Source organism: Mesorhizobium sp. M7A.F.Ca.US.008.03.1.1 (genome assembly GCF_003997495.1).
In the GTDB taxonomy this organism is placed as follows: Bacteria; Pseudomonadota; Alphaproteobacteria; order Rhizobiales; family Rhizobiaceae; genus Mesorhizobium.
Map to the genome: position 1 here is coordinate 30,621 of NZ_RZRU01000024.1, position 14,131 is coordinate 44,751.

Below are 14,131 nucleotides of genomic sequence, written 5' to 3' on the forward strand. Positions count from 1 at the left end.
TGAGGCTCCTTTGCTCATGCATTGGAGACCCAGTTCTGTGCCGGAAGGATGAAAAGACGCTTCTGTAGACCTGCTGCAACAGGACCTCGGGCGTAAACTCCCGCAAAGCGCTTGCACCGTCCCTACGCCAGTATGAACTGGATCAGGTTCAACGGGTCACTGCGCCGCGAAAGCCAGCAGTATCTCAGCCCCTTGCCGGGACTCCCCTGGTGAATGCCTTAGGTTGAACGGGCTGACGCTATCTTGTCAAGCGCATTCGGGCGCCTTCGGCCGGTGGCGACGACCGGCGGCCAGCCGGGCGGAGAGCTCGCGCATGCATCGGGGACAAGTCACGCCCCGTAGACCGGGGCTGAATGGCCAAAGCCTCATTCGCTTCGTGAAGGATGGAGAAACTGTATTGGCCATGTGCGCGTATCGACCAAGTAGCTCAGGCGGTCACGGATGTGGTTATTCTGGTCGAAGGTGACGAACGGCCTTGGGGGTCACCTCCTTTAGGATTCAGAGGTTGGAAGACGGCTTCTCGCGATCACGGCCATCAGGAAATACCTGTCTTCGGCTCAACCTCGACATGGCGTCCGATCGACCGCAGATATACAGCTATCTCGTTCATGAGATGATCGCGTTCGCCGTAGATTTCAGCAATCCTACGCAGCTGTGGCTCGACGGCCCTCCGTTGCGCTGGCGTGAAATCAGCATCGCCAAAGACGTATCCCAAGTTGCCAATCGCGCAAATTTTGCAGCCGGCGTCCACAACTGCTTGTACGAATGCCGGAATGTCTTTTTCTTGCATGGTCTTCATGTCGAACCTCTCGTGAATGGCGTGCTTGCGCCCCAATCTGCCTTTTCAGCGTGTCCTCTGGGCGGCGCAAGCCCTGAGCGTGACTGTGCACGGGCAACCTCGACTATCCCATCTGCCACGCTCTTTAGAATCGGTGGGGTCTGGTGATCGCAGGCTGGGCCACTCAAAAGCCTGCAAGAAGAAAGTCATGGCGACCATTGCTCAAGATCGCAAGGGTGCGTGCAAGACCTTCCGTTGGCAGTCATGCACGCTCGCTCAGAGATAGTCCGGCCGCGGAAATTCTCCCTTATTCGTAAGAAAGCTCATTGAGCAACTGGGCATTGAGCAACTGGGTCTCACGTCACGGGTCTCGTGTGCTTCACAGCCGAAAAATAGCCGCCGTGGCAATTCTCGAAAAGTGCAGGCTACCTCGTTAAGGACACTGCGGATGATCGTTCGCGCTTGGCAAAAGCGAACGGATTAGTCTATGGCTCTCGGCAGGGGGGCGAGTTATGCGGCGGGTGCGAATCCTTCAAGTAGGCGATATTCACTATCCGGACTGGCATCCTTCCTCTAGCAACATCGATGCCAAGGATAGCAAGTTCGCTCCGAAAATAACGCAGAAGCTACGCGCGTCTTCGCTGCGTGCCGTCTTGACGAAACTTCGGCGGCTGACGACTTCGAAGCCCTTGGATTCGATCGCCTTCATGGGGGATTTCACGAGCCGTGGCGACAAGACCTTCATTGCTTCGGCATTCCAGCATTTCACGTTGCTCTGCCGCGCACAGGGACGCAGTTCAAAGGCGCTTCCGTTGATATTCGTACCGGGAAATCACGATGTGAACCGTGATGACGCGCGCGAACTTGGACCGACTGAGAAATTCAGCGAAATGGCGAGTTTAGCCGCCCGCTTGGGTTGGCAGACCGTTCCCGTGGACCAACCCGTGCACTTCAGACTTCCGACAGGATCCGCAGGCGCAAACTTCATCCTCGTCAACACAGCGATAGGCAGTTGGGAGCTTCAAAACCTTCCCGCGTTCCTTCGTGATCGTCTCGAGGCACTCAGTCCTTCTACAGAGCCTCTAGATCTCGGCTCGCCGGACATCTCGGGACATTCGCCCGCGACACCTCCCAGCGATCCAGACAAGGAGGCGTCCGACGACGAGTATTACGGTCAGATGGACACGCCATACATCTCGCGTGAGATGCTTGCAGGCCTACAGGAATTGCTCCAGCAGCCCGACATGCGTTACGGCATCATAATCGGCCATCACAATCTGCTGCCACAAAAGACTCCGCGCATTACGCCATACGCGGAGATGCTCAACAGCGGATTTGTCAGAACTCAGCTGCTGCAGGGCAACAAGCCTATCGTCTACCTGCATGGACACATACATGCTGATCCGGTCGAGATCGTCAACGATCCAAGGTTTCCGGACGGCAAATTGATCTGCATCTCAGCACCAGAGATACAGTCAGGTTTCAATGAGCTCGTCTTCTTCACGACCGATCAGGGAGAGCTCGTCGGCATCCGACTTATACCCTACCGCACCAATGTCGCCGACGGGACGGTCATGGAAGGCGAACATTGCTTTATTTCGACCATGTCCAACGGCAAGGCCTTTCTGAACAACGACACGTTTGACCTGCTGCGCCGACTGCGCGACCATGCCACCAGGCGCGGGAATGGGTTACTCTTCTGGGACGAGATCACTGAGATTGCTGCCTCCGCCGAGCTCGGGCTAGATCTGGAAGACTCTCTTCTGATGCTCCAAGCGGCGCGCTTCATCGAGATAGACGGCCTCACCAAGGCAAACTCGGCTTGGCGCATTAAGGTAAGGGACGAATAGCGATGGAGAATCCGTTCGGCCCCAACAGGATCGAGTACGAAAGCCGCCCGATACTGTGGTTCAGTCAGAAGTCGGCGTTGATTTCTGCCGCCGCCAAGCCGGTCTTCGTCGCAGGGACGAGAGGCAGCGGCAAGACCAGCATTCTTCGCTCGCTTTCCACAGTCCATATTCTTGAAGACAAAAGTCTCTCGGACCAAGTCGGCAAGCTCGCTTGGTATGGCGTCTTCTTCCAGCTCAATGAGACATTCTCGCCCCTAATCGACAACGCCGTTCTGAACCTCATTCCGGAGCGGATACGCTTCGACACGGCCGCCGTGATCCCGCGGCAATTCGTAATCTTCTCTCACTATCTGGAGCTGAAGATAGTCGAACGCCTGCTCGAGAGCATCGGCCAGCTCAGACGCGACGGCCACTTGAAATACCGGGCCTCCGAAGATAGGGACGTCGCCCTGGCACTGCATCGCGAAGTGCTGCACTTCATACCCCAACCTGCCCGTCTCGACTTCTTCAGCATCGATGAGCTGCGGGGTGGGATAACCCGGTACGTCGACGAATGCTTCAACGCGTTCTTCTTTGCCGCCGATGCCGGAGCGACCGGCTTCAGAGCAACAGACCCTTGCGCGATCATTAACAAGGTCGCGACCGCGATCACTCCACTTTTAAATGGCCCATCTTTCGCCGGTGACAGGGCGCCCTTCTTCAAGATACTGATTGACGACTGTGAAGCACTGACACCGCTCCAACAGCAGTTCCTGAACACCTTGGTGAGAAAGACGCGCGGCAACGTGAAATGGGTCCTCGCCTACATCGGCGGCCTCTACGACACGATCCGGACGATCATACCCGGCCAGTCGCTCTCGAATGCTGACCGGGACGTCGAGAATCTTGATTCAGTCGATCCGAGGGAGTTCGCCACGCTGTGCGAGAACGTGTCGTCGCTTCGGCTGTACTATGCGCTTCCTGACCATCTGCGGAGTGATCTCGAGCGCAACGATGCGCTCAGCGCGTTTTCGCTCAAAAACCGGCTGGGGCGGCTTTCCGTCAATGACATCATCGAGCGGGTTATCATATCGGGTCATTCCGAGGGCAGAGAAGAGCTTGTGGCACTTGCTGATGCAGCACGTGAATTCCTCTCCGTGAATTTGAGGACGGCGGATCAGCAGCAATTCCTTCTTGATCGAAAAGCGCGCCCTTATGCCGAAGGGCTGGCGCTCGCGCTCATGAACCCGGAAATTAAGCGCCGGCCCATGAGCAAGGCGGATGCTTCAAATCTGAAGAGGTCGATCGCCCGGAAACAGGGATGGGCTTTTCTGAAAGCGTGCCAGATGCTGCGTCTGCATGACTACCCGTACGTAGGGCACCAGATCATCACATCATTGAGCGACGTCTGTATACGCGATTTCCTTGATATAATGGGAGAGATCTTCCGCCGCAGTGTTCCGAGTTCCAGTGATCCACGAAAACTGGTGGAATTCATCAACTCGGATTTACAGATTCATCTCGAACAGCAGAGACAGGCTGTGAACGCCGCCTCTCAACGGAAGCTTGATGGACTTCAGGCGCTTTCACATCCGTACGAAGAAGAGAGCGTGCGCATGGTGCGGGCGTTGGGTTACCTGACCGCTCGCCTCCAGACAGAGTTTGCCGAAGAAAATGCTCTAGGAACGACAGAGAGAGGCATTTTCAGGGTTGATCTAAAGGAAATGCGCTCGCTGGTGAACCGACTGGAGCAACCCAGCGGAAAACTGGACGAGGTCCTGCGTCGGGCGGAAAGGGATGGGTTTATCCGGGAGGTCTCCGCCGCCGGCAACTTTGAGGTGGACCGCGCCGACCCCGCATCGAAGGAGATGATGATCAGATTGCATCGGCGATTTGCACCTTACTTCGGGTTCTCCTATCGCGGCCCGTACGAAATCAACACAATCCCTGCGGCGCGGATGGTCGACCTGCTTTTTACCAGGCATCGGCTCCCAGAAGACTGGGCCGACTCGGTGTTTAAGGAGCTCGTCGCGCGGCCCGCACTCAAGACCGAATTCCAGCACTCGCTTTTCGAGAGCGATCTCGAATGACCGCTTCAACTGTCGAGTATCGAGTCTTCGGCCATCTGGCCGTCACCGAGAAGGCGAGAGATGCAGGTACCTGCGAAACGATGGAGGCAGATATCGCGATCGTCGCGCTTGGATGGGAAACGCGTTTCGCCGCGTTCGAAAACCATCTTGACCTGAAGGTCGGCAAGATCGTGGTTCTGGACTTTGCTCTGAAGGAAGCGAACGTCCCAGCCGTCGAAGAAAACCGGCGAAAGCTCATCGCTATGGGTACCCGATGGGGCGTCGAAGTGACTGTGATCACCCTCGAGCCTTCCATCGAGTATCAGAAGAACATCAATCTCCTCGATCACCTGCTCACTCAGATGGCCGCTTCATGTGGCTCATACGAAGGAAGCCTGCGGAAGGTTTTCGTCGAGTGCTCGACGATGCCGCGAATCTACATCCAATGGCTGATTGCGGTGGCATTCAAGAAAATGTCGATTCAGTCTCTCGAATTCGGGTACGCCGAAGGTATCTACGGGAACGCGATCGGCAAAGAGGATTTTTCCAGCGGCTTGGACCGATACGTCACCGTCCCTCATCTTCAAGGCAGCGGAGGAATGGGCGAAGAGAAAGTCCTGCTCGTGGGGATCGGAGGAGATGCCGACGTATTCTACGGATTGATCGATATCGTCAGTCCGGAACGGATCTCGCTCCTCGTCCCAAGAAGCGACAAGAATGCGCATATCGATGCTTTGCTCGATCAACAGGTGGCCAAGGTACGTGAAACCCACCGGCTCGAAGATGGCGAAGTTCGCGACATCCAGGCTTTCGGGCTGATGGCCCACCTCGATGCTTTCGAGACGTATCTCGACGGGTTCGGCTCGCGTGCGGTGGTGAACGTTTTTGTCAGCGGCCCGAAGGTTCAGGCCATCGCTGCTGCCGTGCTCGCCTGCTCCGACAGCCGCGTCCATCTCAAGGCAAGAATTCCCACCTCCTATGCCCATCGTGAAGTCTCAGCGAATGGGCGGTATCATATCTATAGGCTGATTGACCTGACATCCCCTGCCTGCAGCCTTCCCGGGACGTTCTGACACTATCTTGCATTCGAGTAGCATCATGGTCCCAGTAGCCGTTCCGCCAAGCCTTCAGCGCATGTTCGTGTCGCCCGATCCGGTCGATGGGGGGCTAATTCCCACTTGGAAGCTGCTCTACATCAGATCAGGGGGGAATGCAGACTGGCAGAATTCCGTCTAATTAGCGACTAGCTAAAACATATACTCAGGCGAGACTGTTCAGCATAGAAATAGTGAGTCGGCCGTGAACTATCCGCAAGCCATTGATCTGGCCTGTTGATTGAGGCGGATAGCGGCTTTGGAATTGCAGGATTAGCGGTATTTGGACGCTGTTTTCCTGCAATTCGGTTTTGCGATTCCCTTGTGGCGCGGAGCGTGATTCACTCGGTTCGGCGGCGGCGAATCGAGGGGACAGCGAATGTCCAGGCCACGCGAGAAGCGCGAGACGGGAGAGCAGGACCTGTTCCGCTCCCGGCTCGACCAAATCATCAACATGAAGCACGAGCTGGTGCGGCTGGCGCAGGCGATCGACTGGCCGGTGCTGGAGGAGCGTTTCGGCGCCGTCTATTCGGACGGCCCCGGCATGCCGCCGCTGCCGACCCGGCTGATGGCGGGGCTGGCGATCCTCAAGCACACCTTCAACCTGTCGGATGAGGTGCTGTGCGAGCGCTGGGTGGAGAACCCTTATTTCCAGTATCTCACCGGCGAGACGTTCTTTTGCCATACGCTGCCGTTCGACCGCTCCTCGATGACGCGTTGGCGCAGCCGTATGGGCGAGGAGCGGATTATGGTGCTGTTGCAGGAGAGCCTCAGCCTCGCGGTCAAGACCGGGGCGATGAAACCGGCCGACACGCGCCAGGTGATCGTCGACACCACCGTGCAGCCGAAGAACGTCATGTTCCCGACCGACGCCAAGCTCATCCATCGGGCACGCGAACGGCTGGTGCGGCTGGCCAAGAGGACGGGTCTCCATTTGCGCCAGAGTTATGTGCGGGTCGGCAAGCTGGCGCTGATCAGCCACCAGCGCTATGCCCACGCCAAGCAGTTCAAGCGGGCCAACAAGGCGCTACGCAAGCTCAAGACCTATCTCGGCCGGACCATTCGCGACATTGGTCGCCAGATCGCCGGCGATCAGGGGCTGGACGCTGTTCAAATGGCCGCTCTACCAGGCCGCCACCGTTCTCGAGCAACGCCAGCGCCAGCGCGGCCGCAAGATCTACAGCCTGCACGCACACGAGGTGGAATGCATCGGCAAGGGCAAGGCGCATGCGCCCTACGAGTTCGGGGTGAAGGTGTCGGTGGCCACCACGCTGAAGCGCTCCAGGGGCGGCCAGTTCGCCCTGCATGCAAAAGCACTGCCCGGCAATCCCTATGACGGCCACACGCTGGCAAGCGTCATCCCCGACATGGAAAAGACCATCGGCAACGAGATCGGCCGCATCCTCGCCGACGCCGGCTATCGCGGCCACAACGCACCGCAGAGCCACAAGCTCAGGGTCTTCACCGCGGGCCAGAAACGCCGCGTCACCCCAGCCATCAAGCGCCAGATGCGACGGCGGTCGGCGGTCGAGCCCGTCATCGGCCACATCAAGAGCGAACACAGAATGGGCCGCAACTACCTCGCCGGCCAGCAGGGCGACACCCTCAACGCCATCCTGGCCGCCGCCGGCTACAACTTCTCCCTCCTGCTCAGGTGGCTGAAGGGGTTTTTGTCGCTCTTGATTGCCCTGCTTCAAATCCGGCCGAAGCCGGTCGCCGCTTAGGGCTCGGATTGTTCACGGTCGACTAGTGAGCACTCTCCAATATGTTAGGCTCTGTCGCAGTAGCGCAACAAGCTCAGTCTTTGGATGGGTGGTATGAGGATGAGACGACTGAATGTGTACAGGCTCAGTCTTTTTATCGAGGCTCTCGTTTTTGTCGTAAGCGCGTTCGGTGCGACGTGGCTTACCAGCTTTGTGAACGCGCCATGGTGGACATATGTGATTATAGCGGCCATCGCTATGGGCATGTTCGTCGCCGTGCGTGGGGTCCTTTCTGAGCCGCAACGTATGGGACTCTTGGCACACAACTCGGCAGCGACCTCTGCGTGAACCCAGACGCCTTGAAAATGTGCCCGATGCGTCCGGATTTTTGGCGGTGATCTTCATCAAATGCGATGAGCTGCAATTTCTGGCGACGGCCACGCTAAGGGCGGGCCTCCAGCACCATGTTGAACGGTGTCTCCGCGGCGCGACGCAATCGCTTGAAGCCGCCGCCGGTCACAACCTTGCGCAGCCTCGCCTCACCGGCCTGGGCTCCAAGCGCGAGCCCGACTTCCTGCGACACGGATGCGGGCGTGCACACGAAAGTGGAAGCGGCATAGTAAACGCGGCCGACGGGATTGAGGTTCGCCGCCAGATGATCATGCGCGAACGGCTCGACGATCATCCACGTGCCGTCCGGCTTGAGCGATCCGTGGACATGGGTGGCGGCGCCCGTCGGGTCGCCCATGTCGTGAAGGCAATCGAAGAATGTGACGAGGTCATAGGTTCCGGGATAGCTCTTGGCGGCCGCCACGTCGAACCGCGTGTTAACGCCGACGCCGGCTACCTCGGCCGCCTTGCGGGCGCGCTCAATCGAAGGGGCATGATAGTCGAAGCCGACGAAGCGCGAATTGGGGAAGGCCTGTGCCATGAGCACGGTCGATGCACCATGACCGCATCCAACATCCGCGACGTCCACGCCGCGTTCGAGCTTCTCGACGACGCCCTCCAAGGCCGGCAGCCAGGAGTCGATCAGATTGGCATTGTAGCCTGGACGGAAGAACCGTTCCGTACCGCGAAACAGACACGCGCTATGATCGTGCCACCCGACGCCCTTGCCGGACTGGAATGCCTGCCTCACCTTTTCTTCATCGAGCCACAGCGCGGACAGGAACTCGAATGCGCCTGCCATGAAGGCCGGGCTGTCTTCATCAGCGAACACCAGCTCTTGCTCGGCGTTGAGATAGAATTTGTCGCTCGCTTCATCGTAGTCGACGTAACCCGCCGCCGCCTGCCCGGAAAGCCATTCCCTTACGAGGCGTTCCTGGGTGCCGGTGCGTGTCGAAAGTTCGGCGGCCGTCATCTTGCCGCCTTCGCGCAATGCCTTGAACAGGCCGAGTCTGTCCCCCAGCAGGACTCCCGCGCCCGTTGCGATCGCACCGAGATCGCCGACCATTTTCCCCAAGAATGCGTCCAACTTTTCCTGATTCGCTTCAGACATCTGAATCTCCCTTTGGGTTCAATCTCTCCAGGCGACGGAGCCGTGCTCGTCATGAGGCGCCTTGAGCATCAGATGCTCGAAGACATGCAGATATCCCCGGCGGCTCATTCCGCGCTGCCGATCCTGCACCAGACCATATGGGTGACGACCGGCGCGGTGGTCGGGAATGACAGCCACCTCCATGCCGTTGAAAAGCAGGAAATCCGTCACTTTGCCCTCGTCGGTAACCGGCGGAGCCGGAGTGGTCGTCACCAGGGCAAGCCCTGTTGCAGCAGGTATCCTTGGGCAGCCTGTCAGAACATCGATGACTCCGGTTGTGGTGCCGGGGTGGGCGATCAGGGGCCAAGTGATTGTTCCGCGGCGGCTGTATGTTGTGGTAAGGTGATCATGCGAACTCTTGTTGGTCGGTCACGTGTTTTGCGGATGACCCGCATGTACTGTGCCAAATGAGAAAACCATTCAAACGCAATCCAGTAGATCTGACTGTATCCGACATTGTCGGAATTTGGACATCGCCGAACGCGAAGCGCTCGGGGCTTGTGACGATACTTGAGCGTGCTGCTTCGGAGGAGGGATGAGCCTCGAACCGGCCGCGAGGCCTTTTTCTGGCAACGGATATTCCGGCCGGGTTAGGCCGCGAGGAAAGCGACGGTGAATAAGAGGTAGAGGACCAACCGTTTTGAGCGGGTAGTTGCCGTGTTGCGCCCCCAGGCAAAGGCCAGCACCACGGAGCAGTATTTCTGGTGGCGATACTACAACGCCTTTTAGTGCCGGTTACCCGTTTTTACCCAGTTGGCCTGGTGCATTCAGAGCGAGCTCGTTGGAAACCGCTTATTGTGGCTATGAGCGAACTCGGGATGGAGGAGTGGACCCAAAAATTGGCAAAATGCCCCAGGGAGGATTACATGGGTCGCTCATTCCCCGTACTCGTTACAGGTGCGCGTCGCTTCGCAAACAGCTTGCTTTTGACTTGGCGTTTTTTGCCGTCTCGGCATCGCTCACTAATTCGGCCGCTGCCGACACCGTGAACTGGCGTCAATTCGAAGGGACCAGCATAACTTGGGCCTACGACATCCACCCCTATGCGGATGCTCTCGCTGCGCAATTTCCGGAGTTCGAGAAGCTGACCCGGCATCAAGGTCACGCCGGAACTCTACCCAGACGATTCTTACTGGAACAAGATGACGATCCAACTGACGACGAAGTCGCCAGCATGGGATGTGTTCGGCACTGGCATTCAGCCCGCGTAGGACCTCGCTCCGAGTGGCGCCCTGGAGCCGCTGGACAAATACCTGAGCGATTGGAAGCTTACCGATGCTGGATACGACTACATTACGTGGACATGATCAAGAAGTGCGCGGCTCCTTCCTTCGCGTCCGGCCGCAGCGCGATGACGATCGACTCAAATATGTTCGGCTTCTGGAACGATGTTGCGGGGAAGCCGGCATCCGGCAAGATCGCCTTCGCTCCGCCGCTGCACGCACCGAGCGCCACGAGCTTGGAGTCTGACATCTGGATCTGGGCTCTCGCCATGAACGCGGCTTCCGAAAAGAAGGGCACGGCCTGGCTGTTCATCCCGTGGGCCACCTCCAAGCAGGTGGCGCTCAAGGGTGCCCTTGCTGGCCAGCTCGTCAATCCGCCGCGCACGTCGACCTGGCAGACGACACCTGGACTAAGTACGCTTCGCAGCCCGAGTTCAACAACTTCGTTGACAGCTTCAAAAAGATACAGGACCAAGCCGCGCTGGCTTTCACACCGCGTGTCGGCTTCGGCGAAGCCATGAACGCATGGGCCGTGGCGATGCAGAAGATGGTAAACGGCGATGACGTCGAGACGACGTTGAGGGCGCTTGCCGAAGAAATCCGCACTGGCCTCTGATCAAAAGGAACAGGGCAGTACTATTGCACTGCCCTGTTCCCGCCAACGGCGGAGATCACGCCGTGTCACCCCAAGCACTTAAACCCAGCGTGCCGATGGCAGCCGAAGGACCTGGCGCGCGCGCCTCGTCCGGTTCGGCTTCGCTGGAGGGGCGTTCCATCGACTGTTTCAGCCTTGCAATCATCCAGGCGCTGGCCAAAAGCCAGATGGAGCGCCGGCTCAGGAACCGGCGCAAAAACTCGAGCCTGCCGGCGCTGATCGAGCTGGTGCTGGCGCGGCCGCTGGTGTCGGCAGGTCTGGTCGCGGCCGAGCTGAAAATTAGCCAGCGCGCTGCGCTCGGGCTGGTGCCGAACTCGGCATCCGTGAGGTGACCGGCAGGGGGCGCTACCGGGCGTGGGACCCCGTTTAGCTGCGGCGGGCTTTGGCGAAAGCGACAGCACTGATGATTTTTGCTGTACGCTCATTCTCCCTCATCTGCGCGTTGACAGAAAACCAGCAGGCGAGGGTCACAGCACGCTGTGCTCCCCGCGATTTCCGGAAAACCAATGAAAAACGACTTTGATCGATCGCGCGGGACGTATCATTCAACCATGTCGAGAACGGGCGTGACGGCACGTACACTATGGACCGAGAGAACTTTGTCTGGCGACTTTGCGCACGCTTGCAAAACTCTTCGGAAAACTTCCTTCTGTTGATCCAATGATCGTAATGAGCTGGAGTGGCATCGCCGCTCTCCTCGGTTCTTGCTCTCTCAGTTGAACTTGATGCTAGCCTGCACGAAAACGCCGTAGCGCTTTGCCTTCCAATCGTCGGCCTGCGGGGAACCACGACCGCCCATTGCCTCTTCGAAATGAGCGGTGCCGTTATTCGCCACGGCCGCAACACCGCCTCGAGCTGGACGCCATGCCCATCGCCGTCTTCGGGAATTAGCTTGATCTTGGGCGCATGTGGTGCTGCTCTTTGCCGTCGAGCCGCGTGAAGAGGAACGCCACGTCACCAGAAAGGCTGAGTCGCTCGGTGAGTTGCGTCTGCCCGGCCAAGCCGAGTCGCAGCGAATGCCAATCGTTGTCCTGGCTGAGAGGTTGACGTAGGTGGGACGGTTGGCACACAGGTTCCCCAGTTGGTCGCCTGCTGCGTGCAACCGAAAGCATCGTAGCTCTCGTGCCAGAAATTGTTGCCAACAAAAGCACCGATGCGGTAGCGCGGTGAGTTCAAGAAATTATATCCAAGATCGGCGGTGAAATAGCTGACGCCGCCCCCGCGCTGATCACTGAATGTGTTTGAGTAGCCCCCCATTTCCGTAAGAAGTCCTCGTCATGAGAAAATCCTCCCTGATGCCGCCCGCACCGAGGAGGCCTTTACGAAAATGCCAGTCGGATTGTGGACTCGAATGCGCGTCTAGATCGTCATAGGTGAGCCGCGAGACCAGTGACGTACCTTTATGATTGTAAAGTTCCTTCGATGCGTTGCCGGTACTGGCCAGTAACGTAGTCCACCCTCGAAGGAAAAGACTGAGGCCGCCGACCCGGCTACCGACGCCGACTCGCAATCACCGGCACTCGACGGCGGTTCGGAACTTCTCGGTGCCGCAGCGCCGGCCAAGCCGGACGGGCCCGGTGAAAAATTCGTCGTCGAGGGCAAGGCGCCCGCTGCTGCGCCCGGCCGCGCCGACGATTTTTCTTGGCCGCCAAGGCGGCAGCCTGCGGCCGGGGCCACAACCGAAACGACCACGGCGATCAGTCCGTAAGCTGCCCGGGGCAGCGGAAGGGCGGAAAGCGCCTTCAGGTGGCCGCACAAGTAGGGTCTCGAGACGGACTCAGCGCGGCAGCACGCTCGATCCCATCAGCGCCTCATCGATGGCGCGCGCCGCCTGGCGGCCCTCGCGGATCGCCCAGACGACCAGCGACTGGCCGCGCCGCACGTCGCCCGCCGCATAGAGCTTTTCGACGCTGGTCCTGTAGTCCCGGTCATTGGCCTCGACATTCTTCGAGCGGCGGCTGTCAATGGCGATCTTCATCTGGCCGGCCAGTTCCGACACCGGCCCGCGAGCGGCTGGCCCGGCAAAGCCGATGGCGATGAACGCGAGATCGGCGCGGATGACGAATTCGGTGCCGGCGATCGGCTTGCGCTTTTCGTCGACTTCGCAGCATTTGACCCCGGTCAGCTGGCCGTTTTCGCCGATGAATTCAAGCGTCGCCACCTGGAATTCGCGCTCGGCGCCTTCGGCCTGCGAGGATGACGTGCGCATCTTGGTCGCCCAGTATGGCCAGACCGACAGCTTGTCTTCCTTTTCCGGCGGCTGCGGCCGGATGTCGAGCTGGGTGACGCGCACCGCGCCCTGGCGGAAGGCGGTGCCGACGCAGTCGGAGGCAGTGTCGCCGCCGCCGACGACGACGACATGCTGGCCGCCGGCGAGGATCGGATGCGACGGCCACGCCACCGACTGGATCGGTTCGCCGCCGACACGCCTGTTCTGCTGCACCAGATAGGGCATCGCGTCATGCACGCCGCCGAGATCGTCGCCGGGAATGCCGGCCGCGCGCGGCGTTTCGGAACCGCCGCAATAAAGCACGGCGTCATGTTCGGCGAGCAGCTCGGCAACCGGCTTGTCGACGCCGACATTGACGCCGCAATGGAAGGTGACGCCCTCGCCCTGCATCTGCTCGATGCGCCGGTCGATATAGTGCTTCTCGATCTTGAAGTCGGGAATGCCGTAACGCATCAACCCGCCGGGCCGGCTCTCGCGCTCATAGACATGGACGTCGTGGCCGGCGCGGCCGAGCTGCTGGGCAGCCGACATGCCGGCCGGGCCGGAGCCGATGACGGCGACGCGCTTGCCGGTCTTCTTCTCCGGCGGATAGGGCCTGATATGGCCGGTCTCGTAAGCCTTGTCGGCGATCGCCTGCTCGACCGTCTTGATGGCGACGGGGATGTCCTCGAGGTTCAGCGTGCAGGCTTCCTCGCAAGGTGCGGGGCAGATGCGGCCGGTGAACTCCGGGAAATTGTTGGTCGAATGCAGGTTGCGGATCGCATTGTCCCAGTCGCCATTGTAGACGAGGTCGTTCCAGTCCGGGATCTGGTTGTGGATCGGGCAGCCCGTCGGCCCATGGCAGAACGGAATGCCGCAATCCATGCAGCGCGCGGCCTGTTTCTCGACCTCTTTGTCGGACATCGGCAGCGTGAATTCGCGGAAATGCCGGATGCGGTCGGAGGCCGGCTGGTACTTGTGCACCTGCCGGTCGATTTCGAGAAAGCCTGTTACCTTGCCCATAGTCCAGT

General features: G+C 59.3%; 8 protein-coding genes, 3 pseudogenes and 1 riboswitch. Of the genes and pseudogenes, 6 read left to right on the forward strand and 5 right to left on the reverse strand.

Annotation, left to right across the window (positions count from 1 at the left end; translation table 11 throughout):
- Positions 1-101 precede the first annotated feature (101 nt).
- Positions 102-218: riboswitch (TPP riboswitch) on the reverse strand.
- 317 nt (positions 219-535) lie between these two features.
- Positions 536-799, reverse strand: coding sequence for a hypothetical protein (locus EOA16_RS26415; protein WP_082826710.1), 264 nt, complete (start codon positions 797-799; stop codon positions 536-538).
- A 491-nt stretch (positions 800-1,290) separates the two neighbouring features.
- On the opposite strand from EOA16_RS26415, the gene EOA16_RS26420 reads away from it, so the two are divergent.
- From EOA16_RS26420 to EOA16_RS26435, 4 genes and pseudogenes are all read left to right on the forward strand, one after another.
- On the forward strand, positions 1,291-2,628 hold the full coding sequence (locus EOA16_RS26420; RefSeq protein ID WP_063169413.1) for a metallophosphoesterase: 1,338 nt from the start codon (positions 1,291-1,293) through the stop codon (positions 2,626-2,628).
- Positions 2,629-2,630: 2 nt separating this feature from the next.
- Positions 2,631-4,697 (forward strand): hypothetical protein, encoded by a 2,067-nt coding sequence (locus EOA16_RS26425; RefSeq protein WP_127260806.1) that lies wholly within the window; start codon positions 2,631-2,633, stop codon positions 4,695-4,697.
- The gene (locus EOA16_RS26430; RefSeq protein WP_063169411.1) at positions 4,694-5,749 is read left to right on the forward strand and encodes a hypothetical protein; all 1,056 of its coding nucleotides are present in this window, start codon (positions 4,694-4,696) and stop codon (positions 5,747-5,749) included. The genes EOA16_RS26425 and EOA16_RS26430 overlap by 4 nt, the downstream gene beginning before the upstream one ends.
- Positions 5,750-6,149: 400 nt before the next feature.
- Positions 6,150-7,494 (forward strand): annotated as a pseudogene (locus EOA16_RS26435) (IS5 family transposase).
- Between the two features lie 421 nt (positions 7,495-7,915).
- On the opposite strand, the gene EOA16_RS26440 reads toward EOA16_RS26435, so the two are convergent.
- From EOA16_RS26440 to EOA16_RS33340, 3 genes and pseudogenes are all read right to left on the reverse strand, one after another.
- On the reverse strand, positions 7,916-8,974 hold the full coding sequence (locus EOA16_RS26440; protein WP_024504268.1) for a class I SAM-dependent methyltransferase: 1,059 nt from the start codon (positions 8,972-8,974) through the stop codon (positions 7,916-7,918).
- Positions 8,975-9,031: 57 nt separating this feature from the next.
- Positions 9,032-9,253, reverse strand: a pseudogene (locus tag EOA16_RS26445) (insulinase family protein); the annotation flags it as partial.
- A 1,053-nt stretch (positions 9,254-10,306) separates the two neighbouring features.
- Positions 10,307-10,549, reverse strand: a complete 243-nt coding sequence (locus EOA16_RS33340; RefSeq protein ID WP_224571023.1) for a hypothetical protein — start codon at positions 10,547-10,549, stop codon at positions 10,307-10,309.
- A 365-nt stretch (positions 10,550-10,914) separates the two neighbouring features.
- Between EOA16_RS33340 and EOA16_RS33675 the strand changes: the two genes are divergently transcribed.
- Both EOA16_RS33675 and EOA16_RS33345 read left to right on the forward strand, forming a co-directional pair.
- Positions 10,915-11,223, forward strand: a complete 309-nt coding sequence (locus EOA16_RS33675) for a helix-turn-helix domain-containing protein (RefSeq protein WP_236473435.1) — start codon at positions 10,915-10,917, stop codon at positions 11,221-11,223.
- A 1,181-nt stretch (positions 11,224-12,404) separates the two neighbouring features.
- Positions 12,405-12,599 (forward strand): annotated as a pseudogene (locus EOA16_RS33345) (DUF459 domain-containing protein); the annotation flags it as partial.
- A gap of 69 nt (positions 12,600-12,668) precedes the next feature.
- Here EOA16_RS33345 and EOA16_RS26465 read toward each other — a convergent pair.
- Positions 12,669-14,123 (reverse strand): glutamate synthase subunit beta, encoded by a 1,455-nt coding sequence (locus EOA16_RS26465; protein ID WP_063169408.1) that lies wholly within the window; start codon positions 14,121-14,123, stop codon positions 12,669-12,671.
- Between the last annotated feature and the right edge of the window lie 8 nt (positions 14,124-14,131).